This window comes from Streptomyces sp. NPDC055103 (genome assembly GCF_053607625.1).
The window spans coordinates 322,495-339,896 of the sequence record NZ_JBSGTX010000001.1 but is presented as its reverse complement, the minus strand read 5'-3'; the positions used below and the strand labels follow the sequence as shown (position 1 = coordinate 339,896).

General features: G+C 71.6%; 17 protein-coding genes and 2 pseudogenes. 9 read left to right on the top strand and 10 right to left on the bottom strand.

What is annotated here, in order from left to right; translation table 11 throughout:
* Positions 1-148: 148 nt before the first annotated feature.
* Positions 149-1,123, top strand: coding sequence for an acyl-ACP desaturase (locus ACWFR1_RS01655; RefSeq protein ID WP_125742070.1), 975 nt, complete (start codon positions 149-151; stop codon positions 1,121-1,123).
* Between the two features lie 36 nt (positions 1,124-1,159).
* On the opposite strand, the gene ACWFR1_RS01650 is transcribed toward ACWFR1_RS01655, so the two are convergent.
* The 4 genes and pseudogenes from ACWFR1_RS01650 to ACWFR1_RS01635 form a co-directional block, all read right to left on the bottom strand.
* Entirely contained in the window at positions 1,160-1,417 is a 258-nt protein-coding gene (locus ACWFR1_RS01650) for a WhiB family transcriptional regulator (protein ID WP_453545291.1), read from the bottom strand.
* Between the two features lie 46 nt (positions 1,418-1,463).
* Positions 1,464-1,835 (bottom strand): annotated as a pseudogene (locus ACWFR1_RS01645) (alkanesulfonate monooxygenase); the annotation flags it as partial.
* Positions 1,783-2,124, bottom strand: a pseudogene (locus ACWFR1_RS01640) (ABC transporter substrate-binding protein); the annotation flags it as partial. The pseudogenes ACWFR1_RS01640 and ACWFR1_RS01645, both read right to left, overlap by 53 nt.
* Before the next feature lie 255 nt (positions 2,125-2,379).
* Positions 2,380-2,496 carry a putative leader peptide gene (locus ACWFR1_RS01635; protein WP_453545289.1) on the bottom strand — a complete coding sequence of 39 codons (117 nt, stop codon included), beginning with the start codon at positions 2,494-2,496 and terminating at the stop codon, positions 2,380-2,382.
* Positions 2,497-2,694: 198 nt separating this feature from the next.
* Here ACWFR1_RS01635 and ACWFR1_RS01630 point away from each other — a divergent pair, with 198 nt between their 5' ends.
* The 3 genes from ACWFR1_RS01630 (at position 2,695) to ACWFR1_RS01620 (ending at position 5,111) form a co-directional block, all read left to right on the top strand.
* Positions 2,695-3,510: an IclR family transcriptional regulator gene (locus ACWFR1_RS01630; RefSeq protein ID WP_453545287.1), complete on the top strand. Its 816-nt coding sequence runs from the start codon at positions 2,695-2,697 to the stop codon at positions 3,508-3,510.
* Between the two features lie 115 nt (positions 3,511-3,625).
* Positions 3,626-4,303, top strand: coding sequence for a TetR/AcrR family transcriptional regulator (locus ACWFR1_RS01625; RefSeq protein WP_453545285.1), 678 nt, complete (start codon positions 3,626-3,628; stop codon positions 4,301-4,303).
* A complete protein-coding gene (locus tag ACWFR1_RS01620; protein ID WP_453545410.1) occupies positions 4,293-5,111 on the top strand; it encodes a DUF7927 domain-containing protein in 819 nt (272 codons plus the stop codon). The genes ACWFR1_RS01625 and ACWFR1_RS01620 overlap by 11 nt, the downstream gene beginning before the upstream one ends.
* On the opposite strand, the gene ACWFR1_RS01615 is transcribed toward ACWFR1_RS01620, so the two are convergent.
* Complete coding sequence (locus ACWFR1_RS01615; RefSeq protein ID WP_453545283.1) at positions 5,092-5,961, bottom strand: alpha/beta hydrolase; 870 nt, start codon at positions 5,959-5,961, stop codon at positions 5,092-5,094. The genes ACWFR1_RS01620 and ACWFR1_RS01615 overlap by 20 nt on opposite strands.
* 144 nt (positions 5,962-6,105) lie before the next feature.
* Positions 6,106-7,179, bottom strand: coding sequence for a non-homologous end-joining DNA ligase (gene ligD, locus ACWFR1_RS01610; RefSeq protein ID WP_453545281.1), 1,074 nt, complete (start codon positions 7,177-7,179; stop codon positions 6,106-6,108).
* Between the two features lie 53 nt (positions 7,180-7,232).
* On the opposite strand from ligD, the gene ACWFR1_RS01605 reads away from it, so the two are divergent.
* The 3 genes from ACWFR1_RS01605 to ACWFR1_RS01595 all read left to right on the top strand — a co-directional run bounded on the left by ACWFR1_RS01605 (position 7,233) and on the right by ACWFR1_RS01595 (position 11,210).
* Positions 7,233-8,291 carry an ATP-dependent DNA ligase gene (locus ACWFR1_RS01605; RefSeq protein WP_453545279.1) on the top strand — a complete coding sequence of 353 codons (1,059 nt, stop codon included), beginning with the start codon at positions 7,233-7,235 and terminating at the stop codon, positions 8,289-8,291.
* 443 nt (positions 8,292-8,734) lie between these two features.
* On the top strand, positions 8,735-8,986 hold the full coding sequence (locus ACWFR1_RS01600) for a hypothetical protein (RefSeq protein ID WP_024761539.1): 252 nt from the start codon (positions 8,735-8,737) through the stop codon (positions 8,984-8,986).
* A 124-nt stretch (positions 8,987-9,110) separates the two neighbouring features.
* The gene (locus ACWFR1_RS01595; protein ID WP_453545277.1) at positions 9,111-11,210 is read left to right on the top strand and encodes an MDR family MFS transporter; all 2,100 of its coding nucleotides are present in this window, start codon (positions 9,111-9,113) and stop codon (positions 11,208-11,210) included.
* A gap of 110 nt (positions 11,211-11,320) precedes the next feature.
* Here the strand turns inward: ACWFR1_RS01595 and ACWFR1_RS01590 are convergent, their stop codons facing one another.
* On the bottom strand, positions 11,321-11,767 hold the full coding sequence (locus ACWFR1_RS01590) for a YchJ family protein (RefSeq protein WP_453545275.1): 447 nt from the start codon (positions 11,765-11,767) through the stop codon (positions 11,321-11,323).
* Between the two features lie 160 nt (positions 11,768-11,927).
* On the opposite strand from ACWFR1_RS01590, the gene ACWFR1_RS01585 reads away from it, so the two are divergent.
* On the top strand, positions 11,928-13,271 hold the full coding sequence (locus ACWFR1_RS01585) for a 6-phospho-beta-glucosidase (RefSeq protein ID WP_453545273.1): 1,344 nt from the start codon (positions 11,928-11,930) through the stop codon (positions 13,269-13,271).
* A 136-nt stretch (positions 13,272-13,407) separates the two neighbouring features.
* Positions 13,408-15,309, top strand: coding sequence for a M64 family metallopeptidase (locus ACWFR1_RS01580; protein WP_453545271.1), 1,902 nt, complete (start codon positions 13,408-13,410; stop codon positions 15,307-15,309).
* Between the two features lie 65 nt (positions 15,310-15,374).
* Here the strand turns inward: ACWFR1_RS01580 and ACWFR1_RS01575 are convergent, their stop codons facing one another.
* The 3 genes from ACWFR1_RS01575 to ACWFR1_RS01565 all read right to left on the bottom strand — a co-directional run bounded on the left by ACWFR1_RS01575 (position 15,375) and on the right by ACWFR1_RS01565 (position 17,364).
* The gene (locus ACWFR1_RS01575; RefSeq protein ID WP_453545269.1) at positions 15,375-16,181 is read right to left on the bottom strand and encodes an SAM-dependent methyltransferase; all 807 of its coding nucleotides are present in this window, start codon (positions 16,179-16,181) and stop codon (positions 15,375-15,377) included.
* A 73-nt stretch (positions 16,182-16,254) separates the two neighbouring features.
* Positions 16,255-16,491, bottom strand: a complete 237-nt coding sequence (locus tag ACWFR1_RS01570; RefSeq protein WP_024761545.1) for a DUF397 domain-containing protein — start codon at positions 16,489-16,491, stop codon at positions 16,255-16,257.
* Complete coding sequence (locus tag ACWFR1_RS01565) at positions 16,492-17,364, bottom strand: helix-turn-helix domain-containing protein (protein ID WP_453545267.1); 873 nt, start codon at positions 17,362-17,364, stop codon at positions 16,492-16,494.
* Between the last annotated feature and the right edge of the window lie 38 nt (positions 17,365-17,402).

Here is a 17,402-nt window from a genome sequence, read left to right as displayed (position 1 = left end):
CCGCCGGAGCAGCGCACATAACAGAACGTAACCGGACATCGCCAGGACGGGCTTGGCCGACGCCTTACGGAGCCTTAACCTACGGTCTCGTAACCTACGAATCCGTAGGTAATCCCGTATGCCCTTCTCTCCGTCCCCAGGAGTCCCCGTGACGCTCACCTCTCCCCACCTCGGCAGCTCGGCGGAGTGGACCGACGCGCGCCTGCTCTACGCGCTCGAAGAGGTCGTGGAGAAGGAGCTCAACCGGCACCTGAAGGTCACGAAGGACTGGATGCCGCACGAGTACGTGCCGTGGTCCGACGGCCGGAACTTCCCCGGCTTCTTCGAGGACGGCGAGGCCTGGGACCCGAAGCAGTCCAAGGTCACCGAGATCGGCAAGATCGCCCTCGTCGTCAACCTGCTCACCGAGGACAACCTCCCGAGCTACCACCACGAGATCGCCAGCCTCTTCGGCCGCGACGGCGCCTGGGGCACCTGGGTGCACCGCTGGACCGCCGAGGAGGGCCGCCACGGCATCGTGATGCGTGACTACCTCCTCGCCTCCCGGGCCGTCGACCCGGACAAGCTGGAGCAGTTCCGGATGTCTCACATGAGCGAGGGCTTCGAGTCCGACAACCGGCACTCGATGCTGCACTCCGTGGCGTACGTCGCCTTCCAGGAGCTCGCGACCCGCATCTCGCACCGGAACACCGGCCACCAGTCGGGCGACCCGGTCTGCGACCGGATGCTCTCGCGCATCGCCACCGACGAGAACCTGCACATGGTCTTCTACCGGAACCTGCTGGGCGCGGCCTTCGAGCTCGCCCCCGACCTGACCATGATGGCCGTGCGGGACGTGGTCGTGAACTTCCGCATGCCGGGACACGGCATGCCGGGCTTCGAGCGGGCGGCGGCGCAGATGGCGATCGGCGAGATCTACAACATGCGCATCCACCACGACGACGTCCTCCAGCCGGTCCTGCGCTTCCTCAAGGTCCTCCAGATCGAGGGGCTCGGGCCGGAGGGCCTCCAGGCCCAGGACGAGCTGGGTCTGTACATGAACGGTCTGGACAGCGAGGCCAGCAAGTTCGACGAGAAGCTCGCGGCCCGCAAGGCCCGCATGGCCGCCCGAGCGGCCGGCTGATCCACCCCTCGTACGCTCCGCCGGAGCGCGTGCGGCTCAGCCGCGGCCCTGCTGCCGCTTGAGCCGCACGCGCTCCTTCTCGGAGAGCCCGCCCCACACCCCGAACCGCTCGTCGTGGGCCAGCGCGTACTCCAGGCACGCCACCCGCCCCTCGCACGCCCCGCACAGCTGCTTGGCCTCGCGCGTCGACGAGCCGGGGGCCGGGAAGAAGAACTCGGGGCCCGCCTGGGCGCACAGGGCGTTCTCACGCCAGGAGAAGTCGGGAGCGGTCAGCACGTCGGTATCCGTCTGCATGACCCCCACGTTGCCTGCCTGCCGTAAACAGGCCATCAACGTTCGATCAATGGCGGATACCCAGCGCCGGGAGAACCGTCTCGGCCACCCGGTACGCCTCCTCCAGGAGCGGGTTCCCGGACAGGATGAACGTGTCCACGCCCAGCTCCTGGTACTCCTGGAGGAGCTCCACGACCTGGGCCGTGGAGCCGACGACCGCCGTTCCCGGGCCCGGCCGGAACAGGCCCGTACCCGGCCAGAGGTTCGGGTACGTCTCCAGCTCGCGCGCCCGCGCGGGGACCCGGCCGCCGTGCTGCCGGAACTGGCGCTGCCAGCCCACACCGTCCTCCCCCGCCCGCTCGCCGAACTGCCGGGCGTAGGTCGCCTCGCTCGTGACGTCGAGCAGCCGGTCGGCCGCCGCCCAGGCCTCGTCCGAGGACGGTCTGGCACCCCTCGATCCAGGTGAGACCGACGAGCCGGGTGCGCTCGCCGCGTGAACGGGCCCACAGCGCGGGGACGTTGCCGCCCTCGCGGAAGAGGCCGGGGAGGGCGTGGGTGAAGTGGGCGGCCCGGTCGGCGCCGGGTTCGACGTCCTGGAGCGAGCGGACGGCGATCCCGTCCGGGGCGAGCTACCCGGCCAGCCAGCCACGGTCGGCGGCGACGCCGGTGGCGGTGGGGACCGGGCAGCGGGTGAACCAGAGCGTGTCGGGAACGTGGGCAGGGGTCATGGAGGTTTCCCGGGGTGGTGTGGGAGGGGTCCGGCCGTCGGCGTGGAGGCCGGCCTTCCCGTGGAGGGGGCGAGAGCGGCGACGCGACGGAAGGCGACACGGACCGTCGCGGCGCGAGGAAGGCGGGGCGGCGGGGCGGCCGGATGACAGACGGCGGGGCGCTACGCGTCGATCGGCAGCGTGCCGTGTGGCGTGCCGGATCGTGTCAGCGCGAGCGGGGATCGGCCAGTGCGGGCCTACGCCGGCCGGGAGGAGTCAGCGACAGGTGGCGGCGGCGACGCGCGCCAGGTCGATGTGGCGGCGCCGGGTGAGTGCGGGCGCCACGGGAGGAGAGGAGGCGGGCAGGGATCGTGCGGTACGTCGTGCGTTCATCGCCGGCCTGCCCCTCCGGCTCGGTGCCGCTGCGGTGTGTTGGCCGGAACCCTGCCGCGGAAGTTGCGCCCCTCACAACTCGACTCCCACGATGCGGGATTGCGTATGAACAGAGCGTTTCCGACCCGGCCTCCCAACTGATTCGGCTCCCGCCATGTGGGAGCGTGGGAGCCCGACCACCCACGGGGAGCGAACCCTATGACGACCGAGGCCGGCATCGCCCGACCCCCGGCGGGCGCCCAGGCGGTCCGCCGCGCACTGGACGTGCTGCACTGTTTCCACGACAACGGGCCCGATCTGAGCGCCTCCGACCTCGCACGCCGGCTCGGGCTCTCCACCTCCACGGCGCACCGGCTGGCGCGGACCCTGCTCGGCGCGGGCTTCCTGGAGCAGGACGCCCGGACCGCCCGCTACCGGCTCGGCCCGGCGATGACGGAGCTGGGCCGTCTCTCGTACCACCAGCGGGGGCTGCACCTGGCCACGCCCGAGCTCGCCGAACTGGCCGAACGGACGGGCGCCACAGCCGACTTGGCGCTGCGCAGCGGCCCGCACGTGGTGATCGTGGCGGGCGGCTCGGTGACGCCGAAGGTCGGCCTGCGCCGGCCGTTGCACTCCACGGCGCTCGGGAAGGTGCTGCTCGCCTGGCCGCGCGCGGGCGAGGGCGGCCCCCGGTCCCTGCCGCCGCTGCCGGCGTTCACCGAGCGGACCATTGTCGAACCTCCCTCGTTGGCCGTCGAGTTGGCGCGCGTACGGGAGGCTGGGTACGCCCTCAACGACGGCGAGTCGGCCCACGGGGTGCGGACCGTGGCCGTACCGGTTCTCGAGCGGTCGGGGCACGCGCGGTTCGCGCTCGCGGTCCGCGCGACGCCGGAGCTGATCACCGACGCGCGGCTCGACTGGCACCTGGCGCAGGCGCGGGCGTGCGCCAGGGCCCTGGAGGTCCTGCTGCTCGCCCCGACGGAGCGCCGCGACCCGGGAGAAGGGGAACGGCAGCACCCCGGAGAGCGGACCTGAGGAGGTCTTCGGCCGTCACCGCGGACCTGAGGAGGCACTCGCCCGCCGCCGCGCGGCTTCGCCCCGCGACCGTACGGAGATTTCCGCACGGTCGTGCGTTCAGTACGATGGGGGCATGAGCGGCAGCACCGGAAGCACCACGGGTACCGGCACCAAGACGGACGGTCGCGTCGAGCGCGGCAACCAGACGCGCCGCCTCGTACTCGGCCGCACCATGGACATCGCGTCCGTCGAGGGGCTCGAAGGCCTGTCCCTCGGCCGGATCGCGACCGAGCTGGAGCTGAGCAAGAGCGGTGTCTTCGCGCTCTTCGGCTCCAAGGAGGAGCTCCAGCTCGCCACCGTCCGCGCCGCCGTCGCGGTCTTCGCCGAGCAGGTCGTCACCCCCCTCAAGGACATGCCGCCGGGGGCGCCGCGCGTGCGCGCGCTGTGCCGGAACTGGCTCACGTACTCCTCGGCCCGGGTCTTCTCGGGCGGCTGCTTCTTCTACGCGGTGTCGGCGGAGTTCGACGCCCGTACGGGTCCGGTCCACGACGCCGTGGCCAGGGCCCGCCTCGACTGGACCGTGTACATGGAGCGGACCCTGTCGGAGGCCCGCGCCGTGGGGGACCTCACCGAGGACGTGGACGTGGAGCAGCTGGCCTTCGAGGTGATCGCCCTCATGGAGGCGGCCAACGCGCAGTCCGTGCTGATCGGCGACACGCGCGCGTACGGGCGCGCCGAGCGGGGCGTCACGGCCCGGCTGCACGCCTCGGCCACGGACCGGGGCCGCACGGCACTCGCCGATACGGCCTGATCAGCGGGACGTTCCCGCCCCGGCCCCGGGTCTGATCCCCCTCACCCCAAGGGTCCTTCCTCTCACGTCCCGACGGCCGGCCACCGCCCTGGCCCGGGGGAGCAACGGAGCCGGTCAACTCGGCGACGGCGACACCCCGGGTTCGAGCCCCGTCCCCGGGCGGGCCTGCGGGAACGTCGCCTGTACGGTGCCGCTCCAGACGGTCGTCCAGGTCGCCGCCGGAGACGGGCACAGCATCGCCGTGCTGGACGACGGTTCCGTCGTCGGCTGGGGCGCCAACGATTCCGGTCAGCTCGAGGACGGCACGAGCATGAGCAGAAAGGTTCCGGTACGCGTCTGCGCACCCGGCGGATGCTCGGGGTTCCTGACCGGGGTCTCGGCCGTCACCGCCGGAATCTCCGGCAGCCACAGCGTCGCCCTGCCGTCGGCCGACCTGGCCACGTCGATCGCGGCGAGCCCCGAGCCGGTGGCCGTCGGCGGGACGCTCACCTACACGGTGCGCGTCCACAACTACGGCCCGACCTCGGCGGAGAACGTGGTCCTCACGGACCAGCTGCCGTCCTCCGTCCGCTACCACTCCGCGAACCCGTCCACGGGTCACTGCGACACGCCGCCGACCGGGACGACGGACACCGTGAGCTGCTCGTTCGGCACGCTGCCCAGGGGCGGCGCCGCCACCGTCACGATCGCGGTGAAGGTCCGCTACGCCAGTGGCGGATCCGTCACGAACCTCGTCTCCGCGACCGGCGACACCCCCGGCCCCCGGCCGGGCAACAACACGGCCGTGATCACCACACCGGTGAGCTGACCGACCCGGCCCCCACGAACTCCACGACCTCGGCCACCACCCCCGGATCCGTCAGGATGCGGCGGTGGCCGAGGCCACGGGTGACGACGAGCCGGGCCCGGTCGCCGTGGGCGCGGGCCAGACGGCGCCCCTGGACGACCGGCACCATGTCGTCCGCCTCGTCGTGGAACAGCAGGAGGGGCAGGTCGAGTTCAGCGGGTGACCGGTCGGCGTCGAGCCGGTCCCAGAGCCCGGGCTCGCCGGGTGCGAGCCGTCGCTCGACGTACGCGCGCATGCGCCGGACCACCCGCTCGTCCACGCCGAGGCCGGCCCGGAAGCCGGCGAGCAGCATGGTGAAGGAGCCGACGCCGCCGAGCCCGACGAAGCGGCCGGCGCGGACGCCGTCACGGAGTGCCAGGTGGGTAGCGAGGACGCCGAAGGAATGGGCGACGACAGCCTCGAAGTCCCCGTGCTCGGCGTGCAACTCCCTTATGACAGACCGGTATTCGACGATGTTGCTCGCCCTGCCGGAGGACTCTCCGTGGCCCGGCGCGTCGAAGGCGACCGGGCTGTAGCCGCGTTCGAGCAACGCCTCGGCGAGGGCGGTGAGCCGCGAGGCGCGCGAGGACCAGCCATGGACGAGCAGGACCGGCCGGCGCCCGTCGCCCCAGGCGTACGTGACGACGTCCTTGCCCCGGACGCGGAGGTGTCCCGTACGGGCCGTCGCGAAGAGCGCCTGCTCCTCGGGCCTCGGCCGGGCGCGGCCGAGCGGGCGGACGAAGAGGTGGAAGGCCAGGCGCCCGGCCGGCCCTGGGGCGACACGGGCGGCGACGTTCAGGACGGTGCGTACGAGCGGAGCCTTCGGGTACATGCCGGATCTCCTCGGTCGGCCTGGGTATGCCAAAAATGCTAGCACGACCGTTCGTGTTGTTTTAGGATCGAGCCTGAAGAGGCGGGCCGGCCCCCACCCGGAACGGGCCGGCCCGCCCCGCCACTCCTCTCCGGACGACCCGCTTCACGCCTCTTCGGACGAGCTCTCCTCCTTCCCCTTCCCCTTCTCCGGCTCCGTCTCCGTCTCCTTCTTCGCGCGGCTCGGCTGGACCCGCTTCGGCTCGCCCGGCATCTTCGGGTACTCCGGCGGATACGGCAGGTCACCGAGCCCGTGCTCCGCCTCGTCCCGCCGGGCCAGTTCGAGCAGGGACTCCAGGCTGAACCGCTCGTCGTCCATGTCGGCGTGGACGTCGCCGAGTTCGGCGTAGCGGTCCCGCATCGTCCTGATGTCGAAGTCCTGCGGCACGGCGTCGTCGATCTCGTCCCACCGCAGCGGTGCCGAGACGGGGGCGTGCGGTCGCGGGCGTACGGAGTAGGCGGAGGCGATGGTCCGGTCCCGGGCGGTCTGGTTGTAGTCGACGAAGATCCGCTCCCCGCGCTCCTCCTTCCACCACTTCGTGGTCACGCGCTCCGGCATTCGTCGCTCCAGCTCCCGCCCGCAGGCGATGGCCGCTCTTCTGACCTGCGTGAAGGTCCAGTCGGGCACGATCGGCACGAAGACGTGGATCCCCCGGCCGCCCGAGGTCTTCGGCCACCCGCGCAGCCCGTGCCCGTCGAGGACGGAGCGCAGCTCGTGGGCGGCGCGGACGGCGTCGGCGTAGTCGGTGCCGGGCTGCGGGTCGAGGTCGATGCGGAGCTCGTCGGGGTGGTCGGTGTCCTCCCGGCGCACCGGCCAGGGATGGAAGGTGACGGCACCGAGGTTGGCGGCCCAGAGCACGGCGGCGGGCTCGGTGGGGCACATCTCGTCGGCCGACCGGCCACTGGGGAAGGTGATGTGGGCGGTCGGGATCCAGTCCGGCAGGTACTTCGGGGCGCGCTTCTGGAAGAAGGACTCTCCGGTCACCCCGTCGGGGTAGCGCTCGAGGGTGGTGGGCCGGTTCCGCAGTGCGCGGGTGATGCCGTCGCCGACGGTCAGGTAGTAGGTGACCATGTCGAGCTTGGTGTAGCCGGGCTCAGGGAAGTACACCTTGTCCGGGTTCGAGACCCGCACGGTCCGACCGCCGACTTCGAGTTCCGTCGCTGCTGCCTTGCCTGCCATGCCGGCCAGCCTAGGGTTCGCCGACAAGTCCCGCATACCGGACAATCGGCCCCATGGATCTGCCGGTGATGCCACCCGTGAAGCCGATGCTCGCCAAGTCCGTGAAGCGCATTCCGCCCGGGATGCAGTACGAGGCGAAGTGGGACGGCTTCCGCGCGATCGTCCACCGCGACGGACCGGAGCTCGTCATCGGCAGCCGTACCGGCAAGCCGCTCACCCGCTACTTCCCGGAGCTGGTCGAGGCGCTCGCGACCCGGCTGCCGGAGCGCTGCGTGGTCGACGGCGAGATCGTGATCGAGCACGACGGGCGGCTCGACTTCGACCGGCTCAGCGAGCGGATCCATCCGGCCGACTCCCGGGTCCGCATGCTCGCGGAGACCACTCCGGCGCGGTTCGTCGCCTTCGACCTGCTCGCCCTCGGGGACGAATCCCTGCTGGACGTCGCGATGAGCGAGCGGCGGGCGGCCCTGGAGCGGGTCCTCGACGGGGTCGACGCCCCGGTCCATCTGGCGCCCGCGACCCGGGACGCCGAGGTCGCCGCCCGCTGGTTCGAGCAGTACGAGGGCGCGGGGCTCGACGGGGTGATCGCCAAGCCGCTCGACCTGCCGTACCGGCCGGACGCCCGCCTCATGTACAAGATCAAGCACGAGCGGACGGCGGACGTGGTGGTGGCCGGCTACCGCCTCCACAAGAGCGGACCGGTGGTCGGCTCACTGCTGCTCGGCCTGTACGACAAGAAGGGCGTCCTCCAGCACGTCGGCGTGTGCGCGGCCTTCACCGCCGTCCGGCGCGCCGAGCTCGTCGAGGAGCTGGAGCCGCTGCGGATGGATCCGCCGGACGGGCATCCGTGGGCGGCGTGGACGGACGAGTCCGCGCACGAGGGGGCACGGCTGCCGGGTGCGCCGAGCCGCTGGTCGGGCAAGAAGGACCTGTCGTGGGTGGCGCTGCGGCCGGAGCGGGTGTGCGAGGTGGGGTACGACCACATGGAGGGCGACCGCTTCCGTCACACGGCCCAGTTCAAGCGCTGGCGTCCGGACCGGACGCCGGAGTCCTGCGGCTACGGACAGCTGGACGAGCCCGTCTCGTACGACCTGGCCGAGGTGTTCTCGTAGCCCGCGCGGGAATCGCGTCCGGGGACGCACCGGAGTCGCTTCCGGGCGCCCACCGTGGCGGCCGCTCCGCACGTACGCACGAAATCGCCGTGGACGGAAGCCACCGGAACCGCGAGTGAGATGCTTCACATCCGGCCGGTGATCAATCCACCCCAACCCACCCTCGCCGAGAACCTGTTCGACGAACTACCGTGTGGTAGCCGGAGCCCGTCCGCCCTGCCCGAGTCGCCGATCAAGCTCGTACCTGCGGGAACGCGCCTGCCCGCACACCGCGAGGACGGGCGGCCCGCTCACCCGCCGGCCGCGCCCCGCGCCCTCGGGCCGCCTCGTCGGCGCCGTACCGCGACACGCCCGGTCCGGAACCGGCACCGCGATCCGGTACGTATGGAGAGAGAGCCCTCCGCGCTCTTCCCGCACCCTCCCGGACCCGCAAGGATTGCCCCGTGATCGCCTCGCCGTCGCCCCTCGTCCCCGTCCCGATCCCCGACAGCGTGGCCGCCCTGATCGGCGCCTGCCTTCCGCTGCACGTCCTCCAGGCCGAGGTCGACGCGGACTGCGCGGCGCGCGAGGTGTACCGGTTCCGGGGGCCGCTCTGCGCGGAGGACCGGGCAGACCGCGAGCACGCCCTCGCGGCGCTGGCACGAGCCAACAAGATCCTGGCCAAGCACCACCCCCAACTGCCCGTCACCCCCTGAGGTCTCCGGGTCCTCCGCCTCCCCCGAGGGCCCCGACGGGGCGCACCCGGTCGACCGACCCGGGGTACACCTGTTCAGCCGTCCCCCGCATGCACGAGGCCGGTGGCGATGTGACGCTGCGAAGGTGACCACGACCAGCGACGCAGTGCCCGCGCCCACGGCCGCCACCGAGCCACCCGTGCTCGACAAGCGCCGCCGCAACATCGTGTTCGGCACGATCATGCTGGGCGTCCTCCTCGCCGCCCTCGACCAGACGATCGTCGGCACCGCCCTGCCCACGATCGTCTCGGATCTCGGCGGCGCCGCCCACATGTCGTGGGTGGTCACCGCCTATCTGCTCGCCGAGACGGTCGCGACCGTGCTCGTCGGCAAGTTCGGCGACCTCTTCGGACGCAAGGTGATCTTCCAGATCTCGGCGGTCATCTTCATCACCGGCTCGTTCCTCTGCGGACTCGCCACGAACATGACGCTCCTGATCGTCTGGCGCGGTCTCCAGGGCATCGGCGCCGGCGGCCTCATGGTCACCTCGATGGCGCTCATCGCCGATGTGATCCCGCTGCGCGAACGCGGCAAGTACCAGGGCGCGATCGGCGCCGTGTTCGGCGTCTCCACGGTCATCGGCCCGCTCCTCGGCGGCCTGTTCACCGACCATCTGAGCTGGCGCTGGGCGTTCTACGTCAACGTCCCCATCGCGATCCTGGTCGTGATCGCCGCCGCCCGCACGATCCCCTCCGTACGCTCCGCGAGCCGCCCCGTCATCGACTACGCCGGTATCGCGTTCGTCGCCGCCGGCTCCAGCGCCCTGATCCTGGCGACCAGTTGGGGCGGCAACGAGTACGCCTGGACCTCCGGCGTCATCATCGGGCTCTTCGTCGGCGGCTTCCTCTCCCTCGCCCTGTTCTGCTGGGTGGAGACCCGGGCGGCCGAACCCATGCTGCCGATGCGGCTGTTCTCCAATCCTGTCTTCACCGTCTGCTCCGTGCTGAGCTTCGTCGTCGGCTTCGCCATGCTCGGCGCGATGACCTTCCTCCCGACCTATCTCCAGTACGTCGACGGGGACTCCGCGACCGTCTCCGGCATCCGCACCCTGCCCATGGTCGTCGGCCTGCTCATCGCCTCGATCTTCAGCGGCAACGTCGTCAGCAAGACCGGCCAGTACCGGATCTTCCCGATCGTCGGCTGCCTGGTGATGGGCGTCGGCCTCTATCTGCTCTCGCTCATGGGGCCGGACACCAACACGTGGCTCGAGTCGCTCTACATGTTCGTGCTCGGCGCCGGCATCGGCCTGTGCATGCAGGTCCTGACCATCGCCGTGCAGAACACCGTCGACTACGCCGACCTCGGTACCGCGACCTCGGGCGTCACCTTCTTCCGCACGCTCGGCAGCGCCTTCGGCACGGCCGTCTTCGGCACGATCTACGTCAACTCCCTCAAGCCCAACCTCACGGCGGGCGTCGCCGAGGCCGCGGCCGTCGCCGGGAGTCTCGGTGTCGACCCGGCCGGCCTGGCGGAGGCCGCGCAGAGTCCCGCCGGGGTGCACGGCCTGCCCGACGAGGTCGCCCAGCCGATCGTGCACGCCTACGCGGACACCCTCCACACCGTCTTCCTCTGGACGGTGCCGGTCGCCGCGATCGGATTCGTCGTCGCCCTCTTCCTCAAGCAGGTGACGCTGCGCGACTCGGCGCGCGCCGCCGCACCCGACATGGGCGAGGGCTTCGCCTCCCCCACCTCCTCCGGCGACTCGGCGAAGCTGCTCGAACTGTCCGTCGGCCGGCTCCTGCGCCGTATCGACCTCGACACCGCCCGGCGGATCGTGGCCGTGTCAGACACCCGGCTCGACACGGCGGGGGCCTGGGCGGTGATGCAGGTGGAGCTCTACACCCGTACGGTCGGACACGCCAGCCTCGGCCTGATCGCGGCCGGGCGGCGGGTGCCGCCTGAGGTGATCCTGCCGGTCTTCGACCGGATGGTCGACGAGGGCTTCCTCACCCGGGAAGGCAACCTGCTCTCGCACACCCCGGCGGGCGAGCGCGAGGCGGGCATCATCACCCGGGCCTGGGGCGACTGGCTCTCCGACCGGATCGAGCAGGAGCGCGGCCGCCCGAGCGGTCCCGAACTGCGGGTGGCGACGGACGCCATCGCCAAGCGGGTCGTCGCCGAGGACCTGGCGAGCGGACTCCCGGGACGCTCCGAGGAGGACCGGGTCGTCTCCGTTACACGGTGACCTCGCCGCCTCGACTATTCGCTGGCTCGGCCACTCGGCCACTCGGCTACTCGTCGGGTCGGCTACTCGTCGGGTCGGCTATCCGATGGCTCGGCCGTTGGTCGACTCGACTACTCGATGAAGTCGCCGTCCACGTACACCCAGGCGCCCTCGTGGCGGGCGAAGCGGCTGCGCTCGCGCAACGCGCCGGGCTCGCCGCCGTGGACGTAGCCCGCCGTGAACGTGACGGTGCCGTGCTGGTGGAAGGCGGTGCCGTCGCCGGTGCCCTGGATCTCCAGGCCGGTCCAGCGCAGCGACGGGTCGAAGTCGACCTCGTCGGGGCGGGTCTCCGGCGCCCAGGTACGCAGCAGGTAGGCCTCGTCGCGGACGACGAAGGCGCTGTACCGGGAGCGCATGAGCAGCTCCGCCGTCGGCGCCGTGCCCGCCGTACCGCTGTGGAAACGGCCGCAGCACGCGCCGTACGCGGCGTCGAGCCCGCAGGGGCAGGGCGAGTCCGCGGTGACGGCCGGCACGGCGGCGGACGGGGACGTACGGGGGCGGGTCTTGCGTCGGGACATGCCGCCATTGTCGCTCAGGAGCGCGGCACCCTCGCGGCCGGCACGGGCGATGCCCCGGCGCCCGGCGCGCCTCGGGCGGGGTGCCCGGCATGTGGACGTCCCGGTGGACGCCCGCCCGTCGTCCCGCTGCCCGGCGGGCGGGTCCGAGTAGCGTACGGGCATGAAACTGACGATTCTCGGAGGCGGCGGATTCCGGGTGCCGCTGGTGTACGGCGCTCTCCTCGGCGACCACGCGGAGGGGCGGGTCACCCACGTCACGCTGTACGACCTCGACGAGGGTCGCCTCTCGGCCGTCGCCAGGGTGCTCGCGGAGCAGGGCGCCGGCGTGCCGGACGCGCCCGTGGTGACGGCGACGACGGATCTCGACGAGGCACTGCGCGGGGCCGACTTCGTGTTCTCCGCGATCCGGGTCGGCGGCCTGGAGGGCAGGGCGGCGGACGAACGGATCGCCCTCGCGGAGGGGGTGCTCGGCCAGGAGACCGTCGGTGCGGGCGGCATCGCGTACGGCCTGCGGACCGTGCCCGTCGCGGAGCGCATCGCCCGGCGGGTCGCCGAACTCGCCCCCGACGCCTGGGTCATCAACTTCACCAACCCCGCCGGGCTCGTGACGGAGGCCATGTCGCGGATCCTCGGCGACCGGGTCGTCGGCATCTGCGACTCCCCCGTGGGCCTGGGCCGCCGCGTCGCCCGCGTCCTCGGCGCGAACCCCGACGAGGCGTGGATCGACTACGTGGGCCTCAACCACCTGGGCTGGTTGCGAGGTCTGCGGATCGGCGGCCGGGACGAACTCCCCCGGCTGCTCGCCGACGAGGAGGCGCTCGGCTCCTTCGAGGAGGGCAGGCTCTTCGGCCCGGAGTGGCTGCGTTCCCTCGGCGCCGTCCCCAACGAGTATCTGCACTACTACTACTTCAACCGGGAGGCGGTGCACGCCTACCGGACCGCGGAGCGCACCCGCGGTGCCTATCTGCGCGACCAACAGGCGGGATTCTACAGGGAGATGGGCAAGCCCGACACGCCCGCCCTGGACACCTGGCACCGGACGCTCGCCGACCGCGAGGCCACGTACATGGCTGCCAACCGCGAGGCCGCCGGCATCGGGGAGCGCGACGAGGAGGACCTGGAGTCGGGCGGCTACGAGAAGGTGGCGCTCGCCCTGATGCGGGCGATCGCGCGCGACGAGCGGACCACGCTGATCCTCAACGTCCGCAACGGCTCCACGCTCGCCGCGCTCGACGCGGACGCCGTGATCGAGGTGCCCTGCTTCGTGGACGCGAACGGCGCCCACCCGGTGTCGGTGGCACCGCTGCCGTATCACGCCGTCGGTCTCGTGACCGCCGTGAAGGCGGTGGAGCGGGAGGTGCTCGCCGCGGTCGAGAGCGGCTCGCGGGCGACGGCGGTGAAGGCGTTCGCGCTGCATCCGCTGGTCGACTCGGTGTCGGTGGCCCGCCGCCTCGTGGAGAACTACACGGCGGAGCATGCGGGTCTGGCCTATCTGCGACGCTGAGCGGCACCGAACGGGAACGGACCTCGCCCGAGTCGCCGGCGCTGAACCGACGCGGACCGTTCACGTCGCCGTCGTGGAACAGTACGGCTGACGAACATCTTTACGGGATCGGGGGCGCGGCCTAGGCTCGCGCCCCATGACCTCACAGCGTCGCAAGGGAGCACGGAGAGGCCTGGCCCGCCTCGTCGCGGTCTGTCTGCTGGCCGTCGGGCTCGTGGGAGCGGGACCGGCGGCCGCCGAGACGCCGACGATCGCGGGCGGCCCGGTGGTCGTCCCCGTCCAGACGACCGGGCCCGCGGACCGGCGGTTCAACCTCGTGTTCATGGGCGACGGTTACACCGCCGCGGAGATGCCGTCCTTCCGGGCCGACCTGGAACGGCATCTGAACACGCTGTGGAGTATCGAGCCCTTCGCCTCGTACCGCTCGTACGTCAACGTATGGGCGATCGAGGCCCCTTCGGCCGAGTCCGGCGTGGACTGCGACCCGGGACTCGACGCCCCCCTCCGTGACACCGCGCTCGACATGGGCTTCTGGGGCGGCTGCAACCCCGGCAGCGTGCAGCGGCTGCTCACCGTCGACAGCGCGAAGGCCGGGGCCCTCGCCGATCTCGTCCCGGGCACGAGCCGCGCGAACCGGCAGATCGTCGCCCTCGCCCACAGCTCCACCTACGGCGGAGCGGGCGGGAGTTACGCCACCGCCTCCGGCGGCAACGCACTGTCCTCCCTCATCACCCCGCACGAGATAGGCCACTCGCTCGGCGGCCTCCAGGACGAGTACGACTACTACGGGCGCGGCGTCCCCGGCGGGACGTACTCCGGACCGGAGCCGAGCTCCGCGCACCACACCCTCCTGACGGAGGACCAGATGCGCGAGCGGCGGGCCAAGTGGTGGCGCTGGCTCGGCGAGGAGAGCGAGTCGGGCGGGATCATCGGCCGTCACGAGGGCGGCCTCTACAGCACGAAGGGCGTATGGCGTCCGAGCCGGCACTCCCTGATGAAGACCCTCGGCTACGCCTTCGACCAGGTGGAGCGCGAGGTGATGGTCCGGGCCATCTCGGCGAAGGTCGACCTGGTCCAGGAGCACACCCCGAACACGACGCCGATCGGCGCGGACCGGACCGTGTGGGTCGACACGCTGCACCCGGTCGGCGGTGAACTCGCCCTGACCTGGCGGCTGGACGGCCGCGCACTCACCACCCGCGACGCGCGCACGATCGACCTCCGCGAGCTGGACCTGTCCCCCGGCACCCACACGCTCACCGCGACGGTCACCGACCCGACCCCCTTCGTGCGCGACCCGGCGGTCCGATCCTCGGCGGCACTCACCCGCACGGTCGGCTGGACGGTCGACACCTCCCTCACCACGCCGAGGACGCCGGTGGAGCCCGCGTTCACCGGGCACACCTCCACCGGAGATCCGGTCGGCGCCCGGTCGGTCGTCCACGCGGACACCACGCACCCGACCGACCGCACCCCGGCCGTGCACTGGCGCCTGGACGGCCGGACCGTCGACCCGACCGGCCGCAACGACCGTGACCTGGACCTGGGTTCGCTCGACGTCACACCCGGCACGCACAAGCTGACGGCCCGTATCCCGGGCACGGACGAGGAGTTGAGCTGGACGGTGGACGCCCGCGCGGCCACCTCCTCGTACGAACTGTCCACCCCCCTGCGCACCGTGCGGCGGCCCGGGCTCCCCGTCGAGTACGTCTACGACGGGCCGTTCACGATGCGGCTGGCCGCGCGGGACGACCAAGGCGGCGCCGTGGTGAGCCAGTTCCGGGTCGACGGCGACGGGTGGTACACGTACTACGGCTGGCCGACGGACGCCGACGCGCCCTTCCGCTTCTCACCGAGCGGCACCGTCATCGACGATCTCGTGTACGGCAAGCTGGGCCGCAGCCGGGCGGTGCCGTGGGACGACGCCACCCCGGACTACGGCACGCACACCGTCGAGTACCGCACGATCGACGCGGCCGGGAACGTGAGCGGGGCACGGAGTTTCCGGGTGACGCTGGTCGAGCCGGGCGCCTCCTAGGCACGGATGAAGGCCCGCGGATCAGGTTCCGCGGGCCTTCCACCCAGCACTGTTCAGAGATCTCGTCAGGGCTTGCGGGCCACTGCGGCCCACCCCGGGATCGGGTCGTCACCCAGGACCGGGACGGGCTCGCCCAGCTCCGGATGCCACTCGGCGGTGAGCGAGACACCCGGCTCGACGAACTCCAGCCCCTCGAAGAACGCGGCCAGCTCGTCGCGCGAGCGGGGCCGCAGGGTCAGCCCGCGCGCCTTGTACATGGCGCTCGCCTTCGCCGCGCCCTCGGGGTCGAAGTCCCCGGTGACATGGGAGAGGACGAGATAGCTGCCCGGGGCCAGCTGGTCGACGAGCTTGGACACCAGCTCGTAGGCCCCGTCCTCGTCCCCGACGAAATGCAGCAGGGCGAGCATCGACAGCGCGATGGGCTTGTCGAAATCAAGGACCTTTCCGGCCCTTTCGAGGATGATCTCGGGGTCGCGGGCGTCCGCCTGGATGTACTCGGTGGCCCCTTCCGGGGTCGAGCGCAGCAGGGCGGCCGCGTGCGCGAGCACGATCGGGTCGTTGTCGCAGTAGACGATGCGGGACTCCGGCGCGGCCTCCTGCGCGATCTGGTGCAGGTTGGGCTCGGTCGGGATGCCCGTACCGACGTCCAGGTACTGGCGGACGCCGTGGGCGCTGAGCCAGCGGATGGCGCGGTGCATGAAGGCCCGGTTGACGCGGGCCATGTCCCGGCCCCGGGCGTCGACGGTGAGCAGCTGCTTCGCCATCGCCTCGTCGACCGGGTAGTTGTCCTTGCCGCCCAGGAACCAGTCGTACATGCGCGCCGGATGCGGCTTGCTGGTGTCGATCCGTACGGATGCGGGGTCCTGGGTCATCGGCTCTCCTGGTCGGGACGAACGGGTGGCACTGCAGCAAGAGTTACGCGATGGTACGGGCGAGACGGAAGGATCAGGTGAGCAGAAAATCAGCCTGACCGGATTTGGCCCCCTGGATGAAAGCGGCGATCTCCCCGTGGGTGTAGATGAGCGCGGGTCCTTCAGGGTCTGCGGACTGTCGCACGGCGACTCTGCCGTCGGCCAGCTTCATGGCCTCCACGCAGTTGCCCCCGTTCCCGCCGCTCCAGGGCTTGTGCCAACCATCGACACCGAGCTCAGCGGCGGGCATGCCGTTGTATATGCGATCCATTCACAGCTCCTTGCGGAGGTCCCGGAGGATCTCCTTCGTGCGTTGTGCAGTCGCGGCCTGAGCCGCCATGCGGTCCATGACCTCCAGGTGGGATGCCACCTCGGGGCGCGCGTCGAGGTAGACGGCACCGGTCAGGTACTCGCTGTAGACCATGTCCGGGAGTTCGGGCATGGCGAAGCGGAAGAGGACGAACGGTCCGTAGGTGCCGGGGTGGTGGCCGGACGCGAACTCCGCGATCTGCAGGGTGACGTTCGGCAGCTCGGCTGCTTCGAGCAGCCGGTCGAGCTGGTCGCGCATCACTTCGGGCCCGTCGCCGACCGGTCGGCGGAACACCGTCTCGTCCATGATCACCCAGAACTTCGGGGCGTCCTCCCGCGTCAGCAGGGACTGGCGCTCCATCCGTAGGGCTACATGCCGCTCGGCGTCCTCGTCCTTGCCGGCATCGCTGCCGCCGACCGCCCCGCTGCGCAGAATGGCTCGGGCGTAGGCCTCGGTCTGCAGGAGACCGGGGATGAACTGGGGTTCGTACGCCCGGATCAGGCTGGCCGCCCCCTCCAGGCTCACGTACATGGAGAACCAGCCGGGCAGCACGTCGTGGAACCGCTGCCACCAACCCGGGAGGTTGGCCTCCTCCGTGAGGGCGACGAAGCCCTCCGCCTCGGCGTCCGTGACCCCGTACTCCTTCAACAGGAGTTGTACGTACGGAACCTTCAGCGCGACCTCGGCCGTCTCCATGCGCCGGACGGTGGCCGGGGCCACCCGGAGGACCTTGGCGGCCTCTTCCCTCTTCAGGCCGGCCCGCTCGCGCAGATCCTGCAGGCGCCTTCCGAGAACGACCTGTCCCACCGTGGGGGCGGACCGCGGCTCGCTCACTCTCAGACCTCCCCGACGCACTGTTTCGACGAGTGTGC